Origin of the sequence: Virgibacillus alimentarius (assembly GCF_000709085.1) — a bacterium.
GTDB lineage: Bacteria > Bacillota > Bacilli > Bacillales > Amphibacillaceae > Virgibacillus_B > Virgibacillus_B alimentarius.
The window spans coordinates 24077-42956 of sequence record NZ_JFBD01000003.1; the positions used below are offsets into that span (position 1 = coordinate 24077).

At 37.5% G+C, this 18880-nt stretch carries 17 protein-coding genes and 2 pseudogenes; 2 read left to right on the plus strand and 17 right to left on the minus strand.

Annotated features, from left to right (window positions below; genetic code table 11):
• Positions 1-88: 88 nt before the first annotated feature.
• Entirely contained in the window at positions 89-445 is a 357-nt protein-coding gene (locus tag GZ63_RS0100570) for a DoxX family protein (protein WP_029265846.1), read from the plus strand.
• Positions 446-675: 230 nt separating this feature from the next.
• On the opposite strand, the gene GZ63_RS0100575 is transcribed toward GZ63_RS0100570, so the two are convergent.
• From GZ63_RS0100575 to GZ63_RS0100620, 10 genes are all read right to left on the minus strand, one after another.
• Positions 676-1869, minus strand: a complete 1194-nt coding sequence (locus GZ63_RS0100575; protein ID WP_029265848.1) for a S1C family serine protease — start codon at positions 1867-1869, stop codon at positions 676-678.
• A 79-nt stretch (positions 1870-1948) separates the two neighbouring features.
• Complete coding sequence (locus GZ63_RS0100580) at positions 1949-2755, minus strand: MBL fold metallo-hydrolase (RefSeq protein WP_029265850.1); 807 nt, start codon at positions 2753-2755, stop codon at positions 1949-1951.
• Positions 2739-3677, minus strand: a complete 939-nt coding sequence (locus GZ63_RS0100585; protein WP_051681335.1) for a two-component system regulatory protein YycI — start codon at positions 3675-3677, stop codon at positions 2739-2741. The genes GZ63_RS0100580 and GZ63_RS0100585 overlap by 17 nt, the downstream gene beginning before the upstream one ends.
• A 2-nt stretch (positions 3678-3679) precedes the next feature.
• The gene (locus GZ63_RS0100590) at positions 3680-4963 is read right to left on the minus strand and encodes a YycH family regulatory protein (RefSeq protein WP_029265854.1); all 1284 of its coding nucleotides are present in this window, start codon (positions 4961-4963) and stop codon (positions 3680-3682) included.
• The gene (gene walK, locus GZ63_RS0100595) at positions 4960-6792 is read right to left on the minus strand and encodes a cell wall metabolism sensor histidine kinase WalK (RefSeq protein WP_029265855.1); all 1833 of its coding nucleotides are present in this window, start codon (positions 6790-6792) and stop codon (positions 4960-4962) included. Before walK ends, GZ63_RS0100590 begins: the two co-directional genes overlap by 4 nt.
• A 6-nt stretch (positions 6793-6798) precedes the next feature.
• Positions 6799-7503 (minus strand): response regulator YycF, encoded by a 705-nt coding sequence (yycF, locus tag GZ63_RS0100600; protein WP_029265857.1) that lies wholly within the window; start codon positions 7501-7503, stop codon positions 6799-6801.
• A gap of 326 nt (positions 7504-7829) precedes the next feature.
• Positions 7830-9206 carry a replicative DNA helicase gene (gene dnaB / locus GZ63_RS0100605; RefSeq protein WP_029265859.1) on the minus strand — a complete coding sequence of 459 codons (1377 nt, stop codon included), beginning with the start codon at positions 9204-9206 and terminating at the stop codon, positions 7830-7832.
• Between the two features lie 36 nt (positions 9207-9242).
• The gene (gene rplI / locus GZ63_RS0100610; RefSeq protein WP_029265861.1) at positions 9243-9692 is read right to left on the minus strand and encodes a 50S ribosomal protein L9; all 450 of its coding nucleotides are present in this window, start codon (positions 9690-9692) and stop codon (positions 9243-9245) included.
• On the minus strand, positions 9689-11668 hold the full coding sequence (locus tag GZ63_RS0100615) for a DHH family phosphoesterase (protein WP_029265862.1): 1980 nt from the start codon (positions 11666-11668) through the stop codon (positions 9689-9691). Before GZ63_RS0100615 ends, rplI begins: the two co-directional genes overlap by 4 nt.
• Before the next feature lie 31 nt (positions 11669-11699).
• A complete protein-coding gene (locus GZ63_RS0100620; RefSeq protein WP_029265863.1) occupies positions 11700-12644 on the minus strand; it encodes a YybS family protein in 945 nt (314 codons plus the stop codon).
• A gap of 294 nt (positions 12645-12938) precedes the next feature.
• Between GZ63_RS0100620 and GZ63_RS0100625 the strand changes: the two genes are divergently transcribed.
• A complete protein-coding gene (locus tag GZ63_RS0100625) occupies positions 12939-13424 on the plus strand; it encodes a DUF1189 family protein (protein WP_029265864.1) in 486 nt (161 codons plus the stop codon).
• Between the two features lie 74 nt (positions 13425-13498).
• Here GZ63_RS0100625 and rpsR read toward each other — a convergent pair whose 3' ends face one another.
• The 7 genes and pseudogenes from rpsR to ychF all read right to left on the minus strand — a co-directional run bounded on the left by rpsR (position 13499) and on the right by ychF (position 18730).
• Positions 13499-13729 (minus strand): 30S ribosomal protein S18, encoded by a 231-nt coding sequence (gene rpsR, locus GZ63_RS0100630; protein ID WP_029265865.1) that lies wholly within the window; start codon positions 13727-13729, stop codon positions 13499-13501.
• Positions 13730-13755: 26 nt separating this feature from the next.
• Positions 13756-14154, minus strand: a pseudogene (gene ssb, locus GZ63_RS0100635) (single-stranded DNA-binding protein); the annotation flags it as partial.
• Positions 14155-14328: 174 nt separating this feature from the next.
• A complete protein-coding gene (locus tag GZ63_RS17745) occupies positions 14329-15135 on the minus strand; it encodes an HNH endonuclease (RefSeq protein WP_051681337.1) in 807 nt (268 codons plus the stop codon).
• A 211-nt stretch (positions 15136-15346) separates the two neighbouring features.
• Positions 15347-16249: a reverse transcriptase domain-containing protein gene (locus tag GZ63_RS17755; protein ID WP_051681338.1), complete on the minus strand. Its 903-nt coding sequence runs from the start codon at positions 16247-16249 to the stop codon at positions 15347-15349.
• A gap of 815 nt (positions 16250-17064) precedes the next feature.
• Positions 17065-17130: pseudogene (locus GZ63_RS17760) on the minus strand (single-stranded DNA-binding protein); the annotation flags it as partial.
• 16 nt (positions 17131-17146) lie between these two features.
• The gene (gene rpsF / locus GZ63_RS0100645) at positions 17147-17437 is read right to left on the minus strand and encodes a 30S ribosomal protein S6 (RefSeq protein WP_029265867.1); all 291 of its coding nucleotides are present in this window, start codon (positions 17435-17437) and stop codon (positions 17147-17149) included.
• Between the two features lie 192 nt (positions 17438-17629).
• Positions 17630-18730: a redox-regulated ATPase YchF gene (gene ychF / locus GZ63_RS0100650; RefSeq protein WP_029265868.1), complete on the minus strand. Its 1101-nt coding sequence runs from the start codon at positions 18728-18730 to the stop codon at positions 17630-17632.
• Positions 18731-18880: the final 150 nt, after the last annotated feature.

The following is an 18880-nucleotide window of genomic DNA, read 5'->3' on the forward strand; positions in this document are numbered from 1 at the left end:
AGCAAATTTCGCAAAATAGTTGTAAAGTTTGTCCACTAAGCTGCATAGATATGTACTGGTTCGATCTCTTTTAGGATGGAGGTGCATCATGTCAAAGTGGGTCTATTATGCAATCGGTTATGTATTTATCACGTCAGGGCTTCTTAAATTACTTGTATCCGATTTTGAAGTTATGTTTGTCGGTTTAGGGCTTCCTTTTCCAAGTATAACGTTGCTTCTTGTTGCCATTGTGGAAATCACAGGGGGAACGCTTATTTTAGGAAGAAGATATATGAAAATAGCGAGCATTGCACTAATGACAATCATGCTCGGGGCCATCTATGTGACCAAAGTACCAATACTCTTAACAGAAGGATTTTTGTCATTCGCCTTTGAAGCGAGGCTCGATATTGTTATGCTTCTTTTATTAATTCCTATTTTGAGGTACCGCGAAGTAAACGCGTAAAAATTATCCAGTTGATGTTGATAAATAATCCACAGAGTTATCCACATATGCACAAGTGTTCCCTGCTATTTTGATGATTTTTGTCGAAATTATACTATATATAGATTTTCATTATCTTGTTCTCCACATTTGTGCATAACTAATTAAAAATTGTGGACAAAGAGGAAAGTTGTGTATAAGAAAAGGCTATCTCCTTTTTCTAGGAAATAGCCTTTTATGGTCATACTTAGTTAGTCCTGCTCCGTCAGTTTCAATGTTTTTTCCTGTTGTTTCCCATCTCGATAAAATGTGATTTTCACTTTATCTCCGACTTCTTTTTCTTGATAGAGAATTTTTCTTAAATCAATCATGTTCATCACTTCTTTTCCATCTAGCTTGGTGATAACATCCAGGCGCTCCATGCCTGCTCTATCTGCAGGTGATAAAGGATCGACACTCCAAATGTACACACCACCTTCAACTTCTTTAGGAAGATCCAATGTTCGATTCCACTCGGATTGTGGTACTTCATCTAATGAGTATATTTCCACTCCTAAATAGGCTCTTTTTACTGTTCCTTCTTTTTCTAATTCATTAATGATGGGGCCTGCAGTATCAATAGGAATAGCAAACCCAATGCCCTCGACAGCCTCCTGATGGATTTTCATGGAGTTAATTCCTATCAGTTTGCCGTCAATATTAATCAGTGCTCCTCCACTGTTACCAGGATTAATGGCTGCGTCTGTCTGAATCACTTCTGCTTGCCAATCTGCGCGTCCGTCCTGGTTAAAATCCTGAGGAATTGTACGTTGTTTTCCACTAATTACACCTTGGGTGACAGAGCCGGAAAACATTTGTCCTAATGGGTTTCCGATCGCAATTGCTGGTTCGCCAACCTTTACACTACCGGAAGTCCCCATTTCAATTACCTTTTCCACATGCTTGCTGTCCATTCGAAGAACGGCTAAGTCTGAAAATAAATCACTACCCATTAAATCTGCTTCAATATGTGTGTCATCAAATAATACCACCTCGATGGCGTCTGCTCCCTCAATAACATGGTGGTTCGTTACGACATAGGCATATCCATCTTCTTTTTTATAAATTACTCCAGATCCCGAACCGGCTTCACTAACTTCTTGCTGCTGCCAGAAATCCGCTGAGCGTTGGATGTTTGTAACACCTACAACTGCTGGACTCACTTTTCCTACAACATCCGTTATTTGAGTAGATACGTCAACATTAACTTGTTTATTTGTGACATTATTTCCATTATCACTTTGACGCACTTCTTCTCTATTATCGGGTAAGTTAGAATTCATTAGATTTGGCATAACAACAACCACTAATAAAATTCCTATAATGATTCCAAGAAGTATGGGAATTAACCAACGGCGATTTTTTTTCCGTGGACTTTTTGGGTAGTGATCGTTATAATAACCCATTTAACACCATCCCCTTTTTCATGACACCTCAGCAAAACGTAAAACCGAACTTTCCTGTATTACCTCATTTACAAATAGATTAAACGGATAAGTACTTTTCTGTAGCTACATTATACATTGCTGTTGGTGTTTTTGGATCTGTATCGAATAAATCAACGTTGATGCCACGTTCTTTTAGTATTTGATCAACAGACATTCGAGCCAGGTCTTTCATATTATTATCTTGACTTAAATGTGCTAAATAAATACGCTTTGTTTGATTTCCGATAATGTCACTTAATGCCAATCCTGAATCTTCGTTGGAAATATGTCCTGTATCCCCTAAAATACGCCGTTTTACATTCCATGGATAACGTCCCATTCGTAGCATGCTCACGTCGTGATTTGCTTCAAATATGTAGGCATCCGCATTTTCAACCGTCTTTTTAATTCGCTCTGATACATAGCCTAAATCGGTAACGAGAGCTACCTTTTTATTATTTTTATGGAATGTATAAAACATTGGCTCTGCTGCATCATGGGAGACACCAAATGATTCAACGTCCATATCACCAAATGTTTCTACAGTTTCCATACCGAAATGGAATTTTTGATCTACGGATAACTTTCCGATTGAATTTTCCATCGCTTTCCATGTTTTTTCATTAGCAAAGATTGGCAAATTGTATTTTCTAGCAACAATACCGAGTCCTTTTATATGATCAGCATGTTCATGTGTTACTAAAATCCCATTTAATGTCTTTGGATCAACATTGACTTCATTTAACAGCTGGTCAATTTTCTTTCCGCTTAAACCTGCATCAACTAATAATTTTGTTTGATCGGATTCAATATAAAATGCATTTCCTGTACTGCCTGATGCCAGTACACTAAACTGAAACGTCATCTTCCTCCCCCCGATGAATTATTTCAAGCTTTTTCTCAAGCTGATTTAAAATACTGCCCTTTACCTTTTGATCACCTTTTAATTGACGGATACCTTTTACATATTCGGTAAGAACGTCGCTAATAAAGCTGTTCTCATCACTTGAAAATACAAATCCTTCGATTGCATTGACAAAATAATTTTTCTCCTCATTTACCGTCACTTTCCATGTTGGTACAAATACTTGAACACCATTCGCTAAGGGGACTCTCGTATGAAATCCAATATTGACTTTCGTTATTTCATCCCCTGCATTTAACGTATTTGCTTTATACAATGTTTCAATGGCTTTAATCGGTTTGATTAAGGTTTTCTTCTCTGCACGCGGTTCTGCATCTCCAAGCATTGTCTGCGTATAATAAATCATTTCATTATCATCATTTAAAAAGACTAAGACCATTCCATTTTGATTAAAATAAATCGGTCTTTCCTTTTTCTCTTGAAAGAAGAAAAGAACATTCAAGTCCTTATTCCAATCCCAAAATGTATATTCCTTTGGGTAAATGATGGATTTCTTAACCGTTTCCTCAATCTTTTCTTCCGAGTCACCTGGTGATATCGGAACAGGGTCTTCAAATTCAGAAATAATAAAGTTCTTATCAACGGATAAAGGTTCTTGATTTTTAAACCCTTCTACTTTCTTAAGGTCGTCTGTTGAAAAACTTTTTGGCTTCACAGATAAAAATGACTCATCAGAAACCTTCTCTGGCAATGAATTTATTTTAATATCTTCTGATTCAAGCTGTTCTTCAATTGGTGAATCTTGTCGTTCTAGCACTCCTATATTGGACTGCGATTGTTTATCAAAAAACTGAAATAATAAATACACATCAAGGACAAGGAAACAGAGGATAAATAGTGTTTTTATTTGGCTCCATTGCATCCTCAATTCCCTCCTTTATCACGGTCATCATTCATCTTTATTTCTTGCCAGTGGCCCTTATAATTTACATACCATGCGGGCTCAAGCATTAAGCTATAAGTTGCATTGTCTAAATAGGATAATTGATAGCCGACTTGAATATCGCTAATTTTATCAATTTCATACTCCGACTCATTTTGAAGGAAGAAAATAACGTCACTGCCTGATGGCAATGTAACCGGATCTTCCCCTAGGCTATTATTTAAGATGAAAAGGGGCCGCCGGTACTGATGCAGTTCTTGCTCACGCCATACTTGTTCAATAACGGATAAATCATTTCTATTATAGACTGGATACCCGTCATAACGCATTCGAAAACGAAGGCTATTTGCCGATCTGTCGATTTTCTCCAGTTTATACGTATTTGTCCAACCCTTATGTTCATTAACATTGGAGATGCTGCTATCTAATAAATCGGCTGGATCCATTGGGTCAAAGTTTGGGTTGATCGGATTGATAAACTCCATATTTTTCTCATCATGCATCACGCTCAGACCACGCTGTCCGTCCGTAAAATATGCTTCGCCAACATTCGCACTTACCAGGGATGGGTTACTAAACAAGGCGTTTACAAGCATATCCGGATCAGTGCCTTTTACTGCCATGGAGCGTTTTTTCATTTGTACGTCATTCTTTGGCAAATAAATTTTTTCATCGCCAGGCTCAAATAATACATATTCACTTAGATCGTCGAATTGAGATAAGGCTGACCACAAAAGATCATATTTGCCAGTATTATCAATCATAGCGGTCGCTTGTTTTCTTTCATCGACTGACAAAAATGTTACATGTAAGGTTGTAGCCGATGGATCAAAGGTAATGAATATACGTTTAAACGACCAGTTGGGCAAAGGTTCATCCTTGTTCAATGTAAATAGACTTGGCAGCATCTTAACCGGGATTGCGTCAGGGAAAATGAGCTCTACCATGTATTTATTGGATGGAATAGAAGCGTCACTTACAGTTAAGTCATACAACACCCATGACTGCATATCCTTATATAAATTTTGACTGTTTAATGGGTCTGTGTATGAAAAGTAACGTCCATTATTATGAAAAATAATCGATCTGGGCTCGATTAGACTCTTTTTCGTTTCTTCTATCCCTCCGATGTCGACTTCGTTCACATAGGAAGTGTCATACGTAAGTTCATTATTTGGCTGATAAGTCCACAGCCCAAATGTAAGCAGTAAACTTAATCCTACTAGAACACATAAAATAAATGTTTTAACGGATTCCAATTTCATTTGCGATCTCCCCGCTTTTGATTCATTAGCGGAAGTGTAAAAAGCACTGTTGTGCCTTTTCCTTCTTTACTTTTCGCCCATATTTTCCCGTAATGTGCTTCCACCAATTCTTTGGAAATAGCTAAACCTAATCCAGTACCGCCAAGCTTTCTCGTTCTTGCTTTATCTGCTCGATAGAAACGGTCAAATATTTTATCCAGTTTATCATACGTTATTCCTAGCCCCTGGTCTTGAATACTGATTAGTAAACGGTGTCTTTGTTTTTCTACCCGCAGCCGAATTGTGCCACCCTCAGGTGAATACTTAATGGCATTCGATATAATGTTATCCAAAACCTGCGTCATTTTATCTTTATCCATCCACACAAAATAGTGTTTTTTCGGTAATTCCCTCTGAAGTGTTATATGTTCCGGAATATTCATATCAAATCGATCAATGACCTCATGAAAATAAGCGATAAAGTCTATTTTTTCCTTATAAATGGAGTATTCTTTATTATCCATCCTGGAAAGCTGCAATAAGTCATTAACCATCCGGATCATACGCTCCGTTTCATTTTGAGCTACGCTTAAGAATTTAGGCGCAATTTCCTTATCTTCCCATGCGCCATCTGCTAATGCTTCCATATAACTTCGCATGGTTGTTAATGGCGTACGTAATTCATGGGAAACATTTGAGACAAATTCTCGTCTTTCCTGCTCTACCTTTTCTTGTTCCGTCACATCACTTAGAACAGTAATTAAACCTGTCACTTCGTCTTCTTCATCATAAATTGCGGAGAAATTTGCACGAAGCAAGTAAAACTCCTGATCATCACTTAAATCGATAAGAATGGAGCCACTATCCTGCAATTCGGTAAGGTCGACATTCTTTTCCTCTAGTGGCAGTATATCAAGTAAAAATTTACCCGCTATCTGATCGGGACTTTGTCCTATAAATCTTGCAGCAGCTTCGTTTACTAATGATACGTACCCTGCCTTATCCGTAGAAATGACGCCTTCTGTCATATTCGATAAGACAGAACTTAGCTTTCTTCTTTCCTTTTCCGTTGTAGCCCGTGATAGGAGCAGTCGGTCATTGAGATCATTAAAGGTCTCTGCAAGCTGGCCAATTTCATCGGTACCATACACATTAACCTTTTGTGAAAAGTCACCTTTCCCCATTGTCTGCGCCTGTCTACGCATCTCTACGATTGGCTTTGTAATGGTCCGGGCAACTAAAATTCCTAGCAGTGCAGATACAATAATTGCCAAAATGGAGCCTTTTAAGAAAATCTCATTAATATTTTGCAGCTGGTCATAGACACCTTCCAGTGAGGCTTCTAAATATATAGAGCCAATCACATTTTCTTCTTTATCATATATAGGAACAGATTTTATAAAAACCCGATTTCCTGTTTTTGCATTTCGTAATGTATTATCTAAAGAAGATCCAAATTTAAGGGTTTTTTGTACAATGTCTTCCGTTGTTTTCTTTCCAATAATATCCCGGTTTTTATAGTCGTTACTGCCTATGACACGGCTTTGGCTATTGATCACTTGTATGTTCGTAATCGCATCCGTTCCAACATCCGTGACAATCGTCTGTACTTCTTCCTCCAGCGTCATTTCACCTTCGTCGTCAGTACGATCTTTATTAAATGCCTGTTCTAAATTATAACTTAAGAGCTCCACCCGATCGTTCACAGACATCTTGAAATTTTCAAGGAGCTCTGATTCTAATTCTCTAGCGACATAGGAACCAATCACTTGTACCGCTATAAGTAATAATAAAATATATATAATAATAAATTTTAATTGGATGGAGCGGAAAAAACCAACCTTCTTCATGCACAACTACTCCTGCTCAGGATTACGCAAATAATACCCAACACCGCGACGGGTAACGATCCAAGTTGGATTACTTGGGTTTTCCTCAATTTTTTCGCGTAGTCTTCTTACCGTAACGTCAACGGTACGTACATCACCAAAATAGTCATAACCCCAAACGGTTTCAAGTAAATGTTCGCGGGTCATTACTTGTCCGATATGGCGGGCTAAATAATGCAATAACTCAAACTCACGATGCGTTAAATCAATATGTTCTCCGTCTCGCGAAACAGAATATGCATCTGGATGAATAACCAGTTTGCCAATAATAATGTTTTTTGAGGGCTTCACTGTATCGTCAGGAGCTTGCTGTTGTCTGCGTAAATTTGCTTTTACACGTGCAATCAACTCCCGGTTGCTAAAAGGCTTGGTTACATAATCGTCAGCACCAAGTTCAAGACCTAACACTTTATCTATTTCTGAATCTTTTGCTGTCAACATAATAATTGGCATGGTTTGTGTCTTCCTGATTTCCCGACACACTTCATTTCCATCCTTGCCTGGAAGCATAATATCCAGTAGGACGAGATCAGGCTGTTCATCCTCAGCAAGTTCGATTGCTTTATCCCCATCATAGGCACAAATTACCTCATAACCTTCTTTTTCTAAATTAAATTTTAAAATATCTGCAATTGGCTGTTCATCATCTACTACTAGAATTTTTAATGCCATGCTATTCACATCCCTTTCTCACTTTAGGAAAAAAATAAAATCTATGTCATTATGGGTTGTCTATATTTTCAAACATACTCTTGATCTATTTTATCGTACTTTCCATAAAAAGTCTTACTTTGAAATTAATGAAAGCGGGTTTTCGTATCTTTCAACTACTGATTTCCTTCCTTTTTTCAAAGATAAACTTTTCAAGTAGTAGCGATCTTTTAGACGTTTAGCAAATAACAAAAAGAGACGGATACTCATACATCTTATCATGTAGAATCCATCTCTGTCTCTCTGATTCAAAATAGTTGATGCGTTACAGCTTGCGTAACACCCTTTTATGCTTGTTGCATGGATACTGGCGGAATATCACTAGAATCATAACGATGATCTAAATCAACGAATTTATTATATTCCTTTACGAAGGCTAACTCGACATTGCCAACCGGACCATTCCGCTGCTTAGAAATAATAATTTCGATAATATTTTGCTTTTCTGATTCGGAATCGTAATAGTCATCACGATATAGAAATCCGACAATATCCGCATCCTGCTCAATACTTCCTGATTCCCGCAAGTCAGACATCATTGGACGTTTATCTTGCCTTGACTCTACACCACGGGACAACTGGGATAAAGCAATTAGCGGGACATTTAATTCACGGGCAAGTCCTTTTAAGGAACGCGATATTTCTGATACTTCCTGCTGTCTATTTTCCTTGGAATTTGCACTTCCCTGGATTAACTGCAAGTAATCGATTAAAATCATTCCGAGTCCGTGTTCCTGCTTTAACCGGCGGCACTTGGAACGAATTTCACTTACACGGATTCCTGGAGAGTCATCAATGAAAATTCCAGCATTTGAAAGACTCCCCATCGCCATCGTTAATTTACTCCAGTCTTCTGCTTCCAGTTTTCCTGTTCGTAAGCGCTGTGCATCAATATTTCCTTCTGCACAAAGCATACGCGAAACGAGTTGATCTGCGCCCATTTCCAAGCTAAATATAGCAACACTTTCGTCCGTATTAATAGCTACATTTTGAGCAACGTTAAGGGCAAATGCCGTTTTACCTACAGATGGACGAGCAGCGATAATGATTAAATCGTTTCGCTGAAATCCAGAAGTGATCCGATCCAAATCTCTAAACCCCGTTGGTATGCCGGTCACATCACCATCGTTTTGATGAAGTTGTTCAATATTATCATAAACTTCAATTAGGACATCTTTTATCGCTTTAAAAGAGCCTGAATTTTTACGGCTGGAAACTTCTAGTATACTTTTTTCTGCTTCATTTAAGACATCCTCTACTTCGTCTTCTTTCGCATAAGTAGTCGTTACGATATCTGTAGCCGTACGTATTAAGCGGCGTAACAACGCTTTTTCCTCTACTATTTTACTATAGTAAATGATATTTGCTGCTGTTGGTACACTACTGGCTAAGTCGGTAAGATAGGAAACCCCACCGACTTCATCTAATGTTTTTTCGTTTGAGAGAGATGTTGTTACGGTAACTAGATCAATAGGTTCTCCCCGATCTGAAAGTTTCATCATTGTTTGGAAAATACGTTGGTGTCCTGCTCGGTAAAAATCATCGGGCATCAACAATTCAGACGCTTGTGAAAATGCTTCTGGTTCTAAAAATATTGCCCCTATTACCGCTTGTTCCGCTTCTATATTATGTGGAGGCGTTCGGTCATTCCACTGTTCGCTCATTGTTTTTCCCCCTTTAACCGAGAGATTTCTATGATGTTATTTTTCCTCTGTAACATGAACATTAATCGATCCAGTTACCTCTGGATGAAGCTTTACAGGGACAATTGTATGCCCTAATGCTCGAATTGGCTCATCTAATTCAATTTTCCGTTTATCAATTTTATGACCATGTTCCTTTTTTAGTGCTTCAGCGATTTGCTTACTTGTGATCGAACCAAATAGACGTCCGCCTTTTCCTGATTTTGCTTTTACTTTTACAGTGAGGTCTGCTAGTTTATCTTTTAAATCGATGGCTGCCTCTTTTTCTTCCTGTTCTAATTGTTCATCTTTACGTTCTTTTGCTTCTAAAGCTTTCAGATTACCTGGTGTTGCTTCAATTGCCAGGTCCTTCTTAAGCAGGTAGTTACGAGCATATCCGGTTGATACTTCTTTTACTTCTCCTTTTTTGCCTGTACCTTTTACGTCTTTTATAAAGATTACCTTCATGATGATTCTCTCCCCTCAAAGTATTCTTCAAGTATATCTTTTAAAAATGCTTCCGCGTCATCAATGGTTGTATCCTCTATCTGTGTAGCAGCGTTTGTTAAATGTCCGCCTCCATTCATTTTTTCCATAATGATTTGGACATTGACATCACCTAGAGACCTGGCACTAATTCCTATTTTATCATCTTCACGCTCACAAATAACGAAATATGCATTGACACCACTCATCGTTAAAAGCGTATCCGCTGCCTGAGCAATAAGTATTTGCCCATATCGCTCTCCCTTTTTCGCCTTGGAAATGGCAATGGATTCACGGTAAATCTCTGCGCGTTCGATTAATTTGCTTCGCTTAATATAAACATCCAAGTCTTCCTTCATCAGCCTTTGAACTAAAACTGTATCAGCACCCTTTGAACGTAAATAGGAAGCTGCATCAAAGGTTCGTGACCCTGTCCGTAATGTGAAGCTCTTCGTATCAACAATAATACCAGCTAATAAGGCTGTAGCCTCAAGCATTTTAAGTTTTAATTTCTTTGGTTGATATTCCAGTAACTCTGTAACTAATTCTGCTGTGGATGATGCGTATGGCTCCATATAAACAAGTGTCGGATTTTCAATAAAATCTTCTCCCCGGCGATGGTGGTCAATGACTACTTTAAATTCAGCTTTCTGCAGCAAACGTTCATTGGAAACCATCGCTGGTTTATGTGTATCTACGACAACAATTAAACTGCGGCTCGTTAGAATATCTTCAGCTTCTTCTGGTTCCACAAAATGCTGCCAAATCGCTTCCTCCTGTTTAATGGCACGCATCAAGCGCTGTATCCCCGTATTGACATCATCTGGATCATAAACAATATGACCGTCAACATCATTTGATTTTGCAATGTTTAAAATACCGATAGCTGCACCAAAAGCGTCCATATCGGGGGCTTTATGCCCCATAATAATGACATTATCACTTTCTTTGATAAGCTCCTTTAATGCGTGGGATATGACACGCGCTCTTACGCGAGTCCGTTTTTCCATCGGATTTGTTTTTCCGCCATAAAATCGAACTTTTCCTGTTTCATCTTTGATCGCTACCTGGTCTCCCCCGCGCCCTAACGCTAAGTCCAGACCTGATTGAGCCGTTTCTCCAAGTGTTGGCAACGGCATATTGCCAACACCAATGCCAATACTGAGCGTAACAGGATTCTTCTGGGCTTGATCCGCGTTTAATTCACGTACTTCATCCAGAATATCAAATTTGGAGTCCTCGAGCTTCTTCAGTATCTCTTTCGTCCCCACCGCTAGAAAACGATCTTGAGACGTACGTTTTAAATAAAATCCATAAGCATGTGACCAATTATTTAAAACGGAAGTTACTTTGGAATTAAGCTGACTCTTCGTTGTATCATCCATGTTTTGCGTAATTTCTTCATAATTATCGAGATAAATAATGGCTAAAACCGTTTGTTCATTTTGATACAGATTTTCTATTTCCGTCTGAGCTGTGCGGTCAAATAAATAAAGCAACCGTTCATCTTTCTTAATCACTGCTTGAAATCTATATCCTTCTAGTTCAAACCAATACTCATCTTTATTTTCTTTAATATGCGCAATTAAATCTTCTGCGAGTGTATTTAGAGAATTTCCGACTAATGTATCATCTGCAGCGAATCGATTCATATAGGGATTGGCCCATTCAATTTTATACTCTTCACTAAATAGGAGAATACCAATTGGCATTTCCAATAATGCCTCTTCCCCAACCTTTTTGATGCGATGAGAAAGGGTTGAAATATATTTCTCTGTTTCATTAATTAATGTTTGCTCCGTTCGGATACTATAGTAAAAAGAAACAGCTAGTAATATCGTCATTACGATTCCTAGTTTCCACTCGAAATACCAAATTAGCCCCAATAAAATAATGGAAAGTATATAGATCATCCATAAATGACTGCTAAATGTTGGTTTTTTCTTTACATCTGACATGAAAAATTCACTCCTACTATTTAACAACCGTTTATTTTTTACGTTGAGCTATCCGATCCCTAAGCCCAAAACCTAAATCAATTATACCTATGATCCGTACGAAATAAAGGAGAAGAAATGGTAAAAGCAATGTCAGAACTACGCTAAGTATTGGAATTGCTTTTGACCAATTTTTATAGTTTGCATAGAAAAAGATAAATGACAACCCTTGTATCGTCATCAACACACCTGTTAATGTGAAAATATTTATCACGGCTAAGTAAAAAACACTGTTAGGATCCAAATCAATAAACGTAAATAGTAAGGCTACGAAGTAAACCCAAATTATTACAACTGGGAACCGTAATGAACGGAAAGGCGGAAAACGAAATTGTCTATTTTCCAGCCGATTAATTAATTTATAACTAACCCATTGAGTCAGAAACGCGAATACAATAGCTATAAGAGCGAGTACAACTGGAAACAAATCTTGCATGAGTTCAATCTGATCCTTGAGAAGTTCCTGAGCCTGCGTTTGATCTGTTATTCCGTATTGCCCCATAATCTCTTGACTCATTTCCATCGAGTCATTAACCATGATATCAATTTCTTCTAACCAATTGATTTGTAGCACAAGCTGTATAAAAAGAACTACAAATAATAACCCTGCAATAAAGCCAATTGCTCCTCTTCCCCATGTTTCATATGGGGATAATCCTTGATGGATTGCAGTACCAATCAAAATTCCTGCGATTCCTACTAAGACAGTTAAAGGTAATGTCACGGAAGTTTCGAAAAACAATGTAAAAAGAATCGCAGCTGCCAACATTAATAAAGAAGGCTTCCAGCTATATTTAAACGTATATAGAACAAATGGTATCGGCAGTAAAAATATAGCAATAACGATAAAGGCAGGAATAAACCTTGCCATTAATAGAAGTAAGATGAAGATCCCTGTAAATAGAGCCCCATCTGTCATTTGTTTCGACTGATTCATTTTTTGCACCTCAACAATTGATAACATAACTTAAAATACATATTTTTTAGCTTATTGGTAAGTTTGTCATTCTAATATGATAACATGATTTTGACCGTAATTGGCCCTGGAAATGATAAAAAATATTTCCACGTCATTTTTGAAAAGTTTCTTACTATATCATGCACTTACTATTCTTTTTATAGGATTCCCATTATAATAAAAGGATGAATCAATTTTATCAATTATATCTTCTAAAAGTCGAATATCTTAACTTTATTTTTTTAGTGGCTTTTGGTAAAAAGGATGAATATCATGGTCTTTTGGAAAACATTTTTGCATAGCCTTCAGCTTCCTTCTAAAAATGCAATGTTTAAATTAAATCGAACAGGGATGGATATTGCTGTCCTGTATATGTTTATGCTCTTGCTTCTGGTTTCAGTGCCTTCCCTGATCGACCGGCTAACAACAACCGGCCAACCAGGTTCGGATTTAAATTTACTGTTCTTACTGATTTACTTTTTTATTTTTTATTATTTACCGATGACAGTCATCGTTTTTCTATTGCTTTCCTTCGTTGCCTATATTGGCACATGGATAGCTAAATTCATGCAGCGAAAATTAAAGTTCCCATTACTCTTCAAAATGTGTGCTTATATTTCCACTGTACCATTTATTCTATATACCATCGTTGCAATCCTCTTTCCAATTGATGATACTTTTTTATGGTTTGCTCTATTGTATACGTTTATTTTCTTGGTTAAGATGATTACTGTTTACCCGAAACGCAGAGTACGCTAAGAATCAACTCGTTATTACAAAAATAAAAAACCTCTAAATCCAGTATGAGCTGGATTTAGAGGTTTTTTACGCGGTCAATCCGTTACAAAAGGTAATAATGCCATAGTACGAGCACGTTTGATTGCTTTTGTAAGTTTACGCTGATATTTAGCAGATGTTCCTGTTACACGACGAGGAAGAATTTTTCCACGTTCTGAAACGAAACGTTTTAGCAAATCAATATCTTTATAATCAATATGTGTAATTCCATTTGATGTGAAATAACACACTTTACGACGCTTTGCACGTCCGCGACGAACTGCCATTTATAACTCCTCCTTTAAATGAAATTTTAGAATGGTAAATCATCATCTGATATATCGATAGGCTCTCCGTTGTTCTTAAACGGGTCCTCTTCATGTTGAGTCTGGAATTGGTTCTGGTTATGATTTGGCTGAAATCCTGATGGATCTTGTCCTCTTGTTTGAGAGGAACCTTTTGATTCCAGGAATTGTACACTATCTGCAACGATCTCCGTTACAAATACAGTCTTTCCATCTTGTCCTTCGAAAGTACGTGTTTGAACACGACCGTCGACACCTACCATACTACCTTTTTTCATGTAGTTAGCAAGATTTTCTGCGGGCCTGCGCCAAACAACACAATTAATAAAATCAGCATCACGATTCCCTTGCTGGTTTGTAAAAGGCCGATTAACTGCAACTGTAAAGTTAGCTACAGCAACGCCATTTGATATGGATAGGTAAGCCTTTGAAGTTATCTCCAGCTTTTCCCCCCATTAGTACCGCACGTGCGACTTTCATCGCATACGGCACGCCATCGTTTCCAATCCGTCATGTTTTACCATGACAGAATCAAATTGGATCCGTAATTTGACGAGATAGTGTTATACTATACGACTTAGCTAAATGCCACTTTTGAGTTTAGCTTTATATTTCTCGACTCTCTCAGCTATTTTGCTGTCACTAGGTAGGTCATTAGCATGAATTAGCTCATGACACCCTTTGTGCAGGCTAGCTAGATTGCTTACTTTGTTAACTTTGTCGAGGGGTAGTTTTGGGTTAACGTGATGACAATGCAGGTCTGACGGTAAAATATCGTCGACACATATTTTACATTTCCCTCTGTCTCTGTTAAATGCATACTCTCTGTTCATGTAGAACTCGAAGTTATATTTACGGATATTCTCTCGGTTAGAACTATTTAGATTATGTTTCGCCAATCTAAAAATATCTTCATTTTTGTCATACAATGGTGGTCTGTTAAGTCTTCCCTTCATTTTCGCCTTCTTATAGTAGAGTTCTCTTCCCTTTTCGGTAAAAGGTGTCATCTTTTGATTAAAATTTTTTGGGTCTTCAGAAGATGTGTGTAAGAATTTTGTAATTCCTATCCATTGCCCCTCTACTTCAACAGCATGAGTTTCAGCAGTATATTTTGCATGTCTCGATTGTCTGTTGGAAAGCTGGGAAAACTTTTTCAGGTTCGCCTTATCTTTTCCATTATTTTGGTTTCGATAAAGCTTTTTCCAAGTGTAATGACAAGTCGTAAAGATTTTATTATCAAATGAATCGAATATTTTTGTCCAGACGGCTATTTTATAATATTCAGCCATACCTATAATTTTGGAGTTCACTTTTTCAATGATTACTGCTTTCTGATAATCGCATTGTGTTCTCCTAATCTGTCTAATATCCTTGAGAATTTCCGCCATTTAGGCCTAATATTATTTGAATCAGGCAATATTTTGGCATATAACTCATGTTTCTTTTGGTTTCCAGTCCTTCCTATTGACCTACGAGGTCTTGCAAGTCCTATTTCGAAACCAAGAAACTTCATTCTACTTTCCTGTAAGTCAGTGATTAGTGTCTTTTCTTCCGATAACTCTAAGTTCAGCTTTGCACTAAAATATTTCTTTAAATATTTTAGATACCTTGTAGCCTCTTCTTTGGTTTTCGTGAATATGACCCAATCATCTGCGCATACCTTACAAGAAAAACAGGTTGTCTGCCTACCCTCCGAAATTTCCTACGGGCATTTTTGACATTAGCAAATTCCTCTGAGAAATATGGATTCTCATATCTGCTTGAAACCATCCAGTCAAAGTCATTTAGATAGACGTTTGCTAAGATAGGGCTAATGATTCCACCTTGTGGAGTACCTTTACCTATGTCATAGAATTTGAAATCTTCTTCTATGATGCCAGATTTAAGCATTTTCTTGATAATCGCTAAAACTCTTTTATCGATAATGCCTATTTTATGCAACTTACGCATTAGTACTGCATGGTTTATATTATCAAAATAGCCTTTAATATCTCCTTCAATGACGTATCTGTATCTTCCAATATTAATAAGGTGTGCTATCCTAGCAATAGCATCATGGGTTGACCTATACGGTCTGAATCCATAGCTATGTTCGTATAGCTTAGCCTCAATGATTGGTTCAATAACAGTTTTTACGCATTGTTGGATAATTCTATCAAGCATAGTAGGAATGCCCAGCGGTCTGGTTTTTCCCGTATTTCCTTTCGGTATATGCTTTCTTCTCGCTGGCTTCGGATTGTAATTTCCACAAGCCGTTAACACCGTGCGAATAAGTTTCTCTCTTGGCATTTGTAGAAAATGGTTTATGGTTTTTCTATCGATACCCGCCGTCATACTGCCTTTATTTGACTTGATGTCATGAATAGCAGTTATGATGGTATGTTCATTGATGATAACTTCATAAAGACCATTTAGGGATTTCCCCTCTCTGGAATGTTGGTATAATCTGTCCAGAGTCTGCTTCAAGTCCTTTTCAGACTCGATTTGGTAATTAACCTCCACTTTGTTCTCACATTCTTCTTAGTAAGAAAGATATAAAGCTTACAAGAGTGGATTAGCAATTATTATAAGTACACGCCTGTACCTATAACGTTAACCAAATGACGTTTTGTATAATCTCTTGTTTTAATAACCATCTCTTAGAAACGACTAGTTCCCTTCGCTCCACAGGCATTACCCTGCTTCCACACTACTATGGAACTCCTGACTTCCTATCAAATCTCTACAGACTGACATCCTCCTCTTGATAGGCTCTCCCACGTTCCCTAACAACTATCCCTTCATTTACTTATCCTTAGACTCTCACCCTATCCCGGTAATTCATGATACAACTCTGAATCTTAGTTAGTATTGTATCTCCCATCCTGTTTCAAGGTATGGGGCAGTAAGTTGAACACACAACAACAAACCACGAATTACATTTTACCCGTTTTCACGGATAATACTACGTTACGAGACTGCATGAGTTCCCACTACTGTTGGTAGTCATAGAAAAGTTTTTAAGGAATCCCGCACCACATTCACCATATTTTCAACAATGAAAACTTAGGTTACTCGGGTTACGACCTCACCTAGCTTCATACCATTCCAATTGTCAGATTGAAATAGCATGTAGGGGTATTAGACTGCACACATATAACATTACGAACGCTATTGAGCTATTAGCTCAAATCCTTAAGGAGGTGTTCCCTGTTATATTAGATTCTGTGTGACCTCTGACTTTCACAGAGGAGTTCATTGTTAGAGTTTTTTACTAACATTAATTAATTGCTAGCACGCTGCTTTTCCCGTCATATCAACGGTTATGCAGAACGTGGCGCACGTGTATAACGTAGATCAGGATCCTTCGTCAACCTGCCGACAAGTACGACTCGATTTAACATCAGAACCACTCCTTAATTATTGATCATCTTCTCGAATTGCCATATGACGGAGTATATCATCAGAAAACTTCGCTAGGCGGTCAAATTCATTAACTGCTTCTGTATTGCCTTTGAAGTTAATAAGTATATAGTATCCATCACGGTAGTCATTGATTTCATAAGCAAAACGTTTCTTGCCTTTTTCATCAACTTTTTCAATTTCCGCGCCATTATCAGTTAAAACTTTGTTAAAACGCTCAATCAAAGCTGTTTGAGCTTCCTCTTCGATATCTGGGCGGATGATGTACATGATTTCATATTTTCTCATCCGTTACACCTCCTTTTGGTCTTAGCGGCTCCTTTGAAAAAAATAAACAACACGAATGTGCCTATTTTCATCAGAGCAAGGAGTAATCTTGAAATTTAATTACTCACAAGAATTAAGTATACTAAATTTTTTTCTAAAAAACAACTATTCGAGAATCCTTTTCTTCGTTATATCATTCGAATTTTAAAAAACTTATACATTAAAGCGGAAGTGAATAACATCGCCGTCTTCGACAATATAATCTTTTCCTTCCAGACGGACTTTTCCTTTTTCACGTGCTTGAGCCATTGATCCATTCTGAGCAAGGTCCTCATAGGATACCGTCTCTGCACGAATAAAACCACGTTCAAAATCAGAATGAATAATACCTGCCGCTTGTGGTGCTTTAATTCCTTTACGGAAAGTCCATGCACGCACTTCTTGTTCACCAGCTGTAAAATACGTTGCCAGTCCTAACAACTCATATGTTGCTTTAATTAGCTGATCTAAACCAGATTCAGGGATTCCTAACTCTTCAAGGTACATTTCCTTTTCTTCTTGATCCAACTCTGCAATTTCTGCTTCAATTTTTGCACAAACAACAATCACTTCTGCGTTTTCTTCAGCTGCATATGCTTTCACTTTTTGCACATTCTCATTAGCGTCTGGGTCTGTTATTTCATCTTCACTAACATTTGCAACGTACAATACAGATTTGCTTGTTAATAAATGAAGCTGTTTCACATATTTCATTTGCTCGTCCGTAAATTCCAGCGAACGTGCAGGTTTTTCTGCTTCCAAACCTTCTTTTAACTTTTTCATTACATTAAACTCTGCTACTGCTTCTTTATCCTTTTGACGTGCAAGTTTTTCTACACGCTCATACCTTTTGTTAACCGTTTCTAAGTCTGCTAAGATTAATTCCAAATTAATAATTTCAATGTCATCAATTGGATTAATTTTTCCAGAAACATGCGTAATATTGTCATCCTGAAAACAGCGGACAACATGACAAATTGCATCTACTTGGCGAATATGCGATAGGAATTGGTTCCCTAACCCTTCACCCTTGCTTGCTCCTTCTACAATACCTGCTATATCTGTAAATTCAAATGCTGTGGGTATGGTCTTTTTTGGTTTTACTAATTCTGTTAATTTATTCAAACGATCATCAGGTACTTCTACAATACCTACGTTTGGATCAATTGTACAAAATGGATAGTTTGCCGATTCTGCTCCTGCTTGGGTAATCGCATTAAATAAGGTTGATTTCCCAACATTAGGAAGACCGACTATTCCTGCTGTTAACGCCATTCAACTTCCACTCCTTAAGGATTTCATTCACGTGAACTAAGATAGTCATCCCAATTATAGATTTATTATAATTAATTGACAAGCATTCAAAAGTTAAAAATAAGCATAGATCTATGCTTATTTTTAAACCTTTATCTATGAAAGTAATCT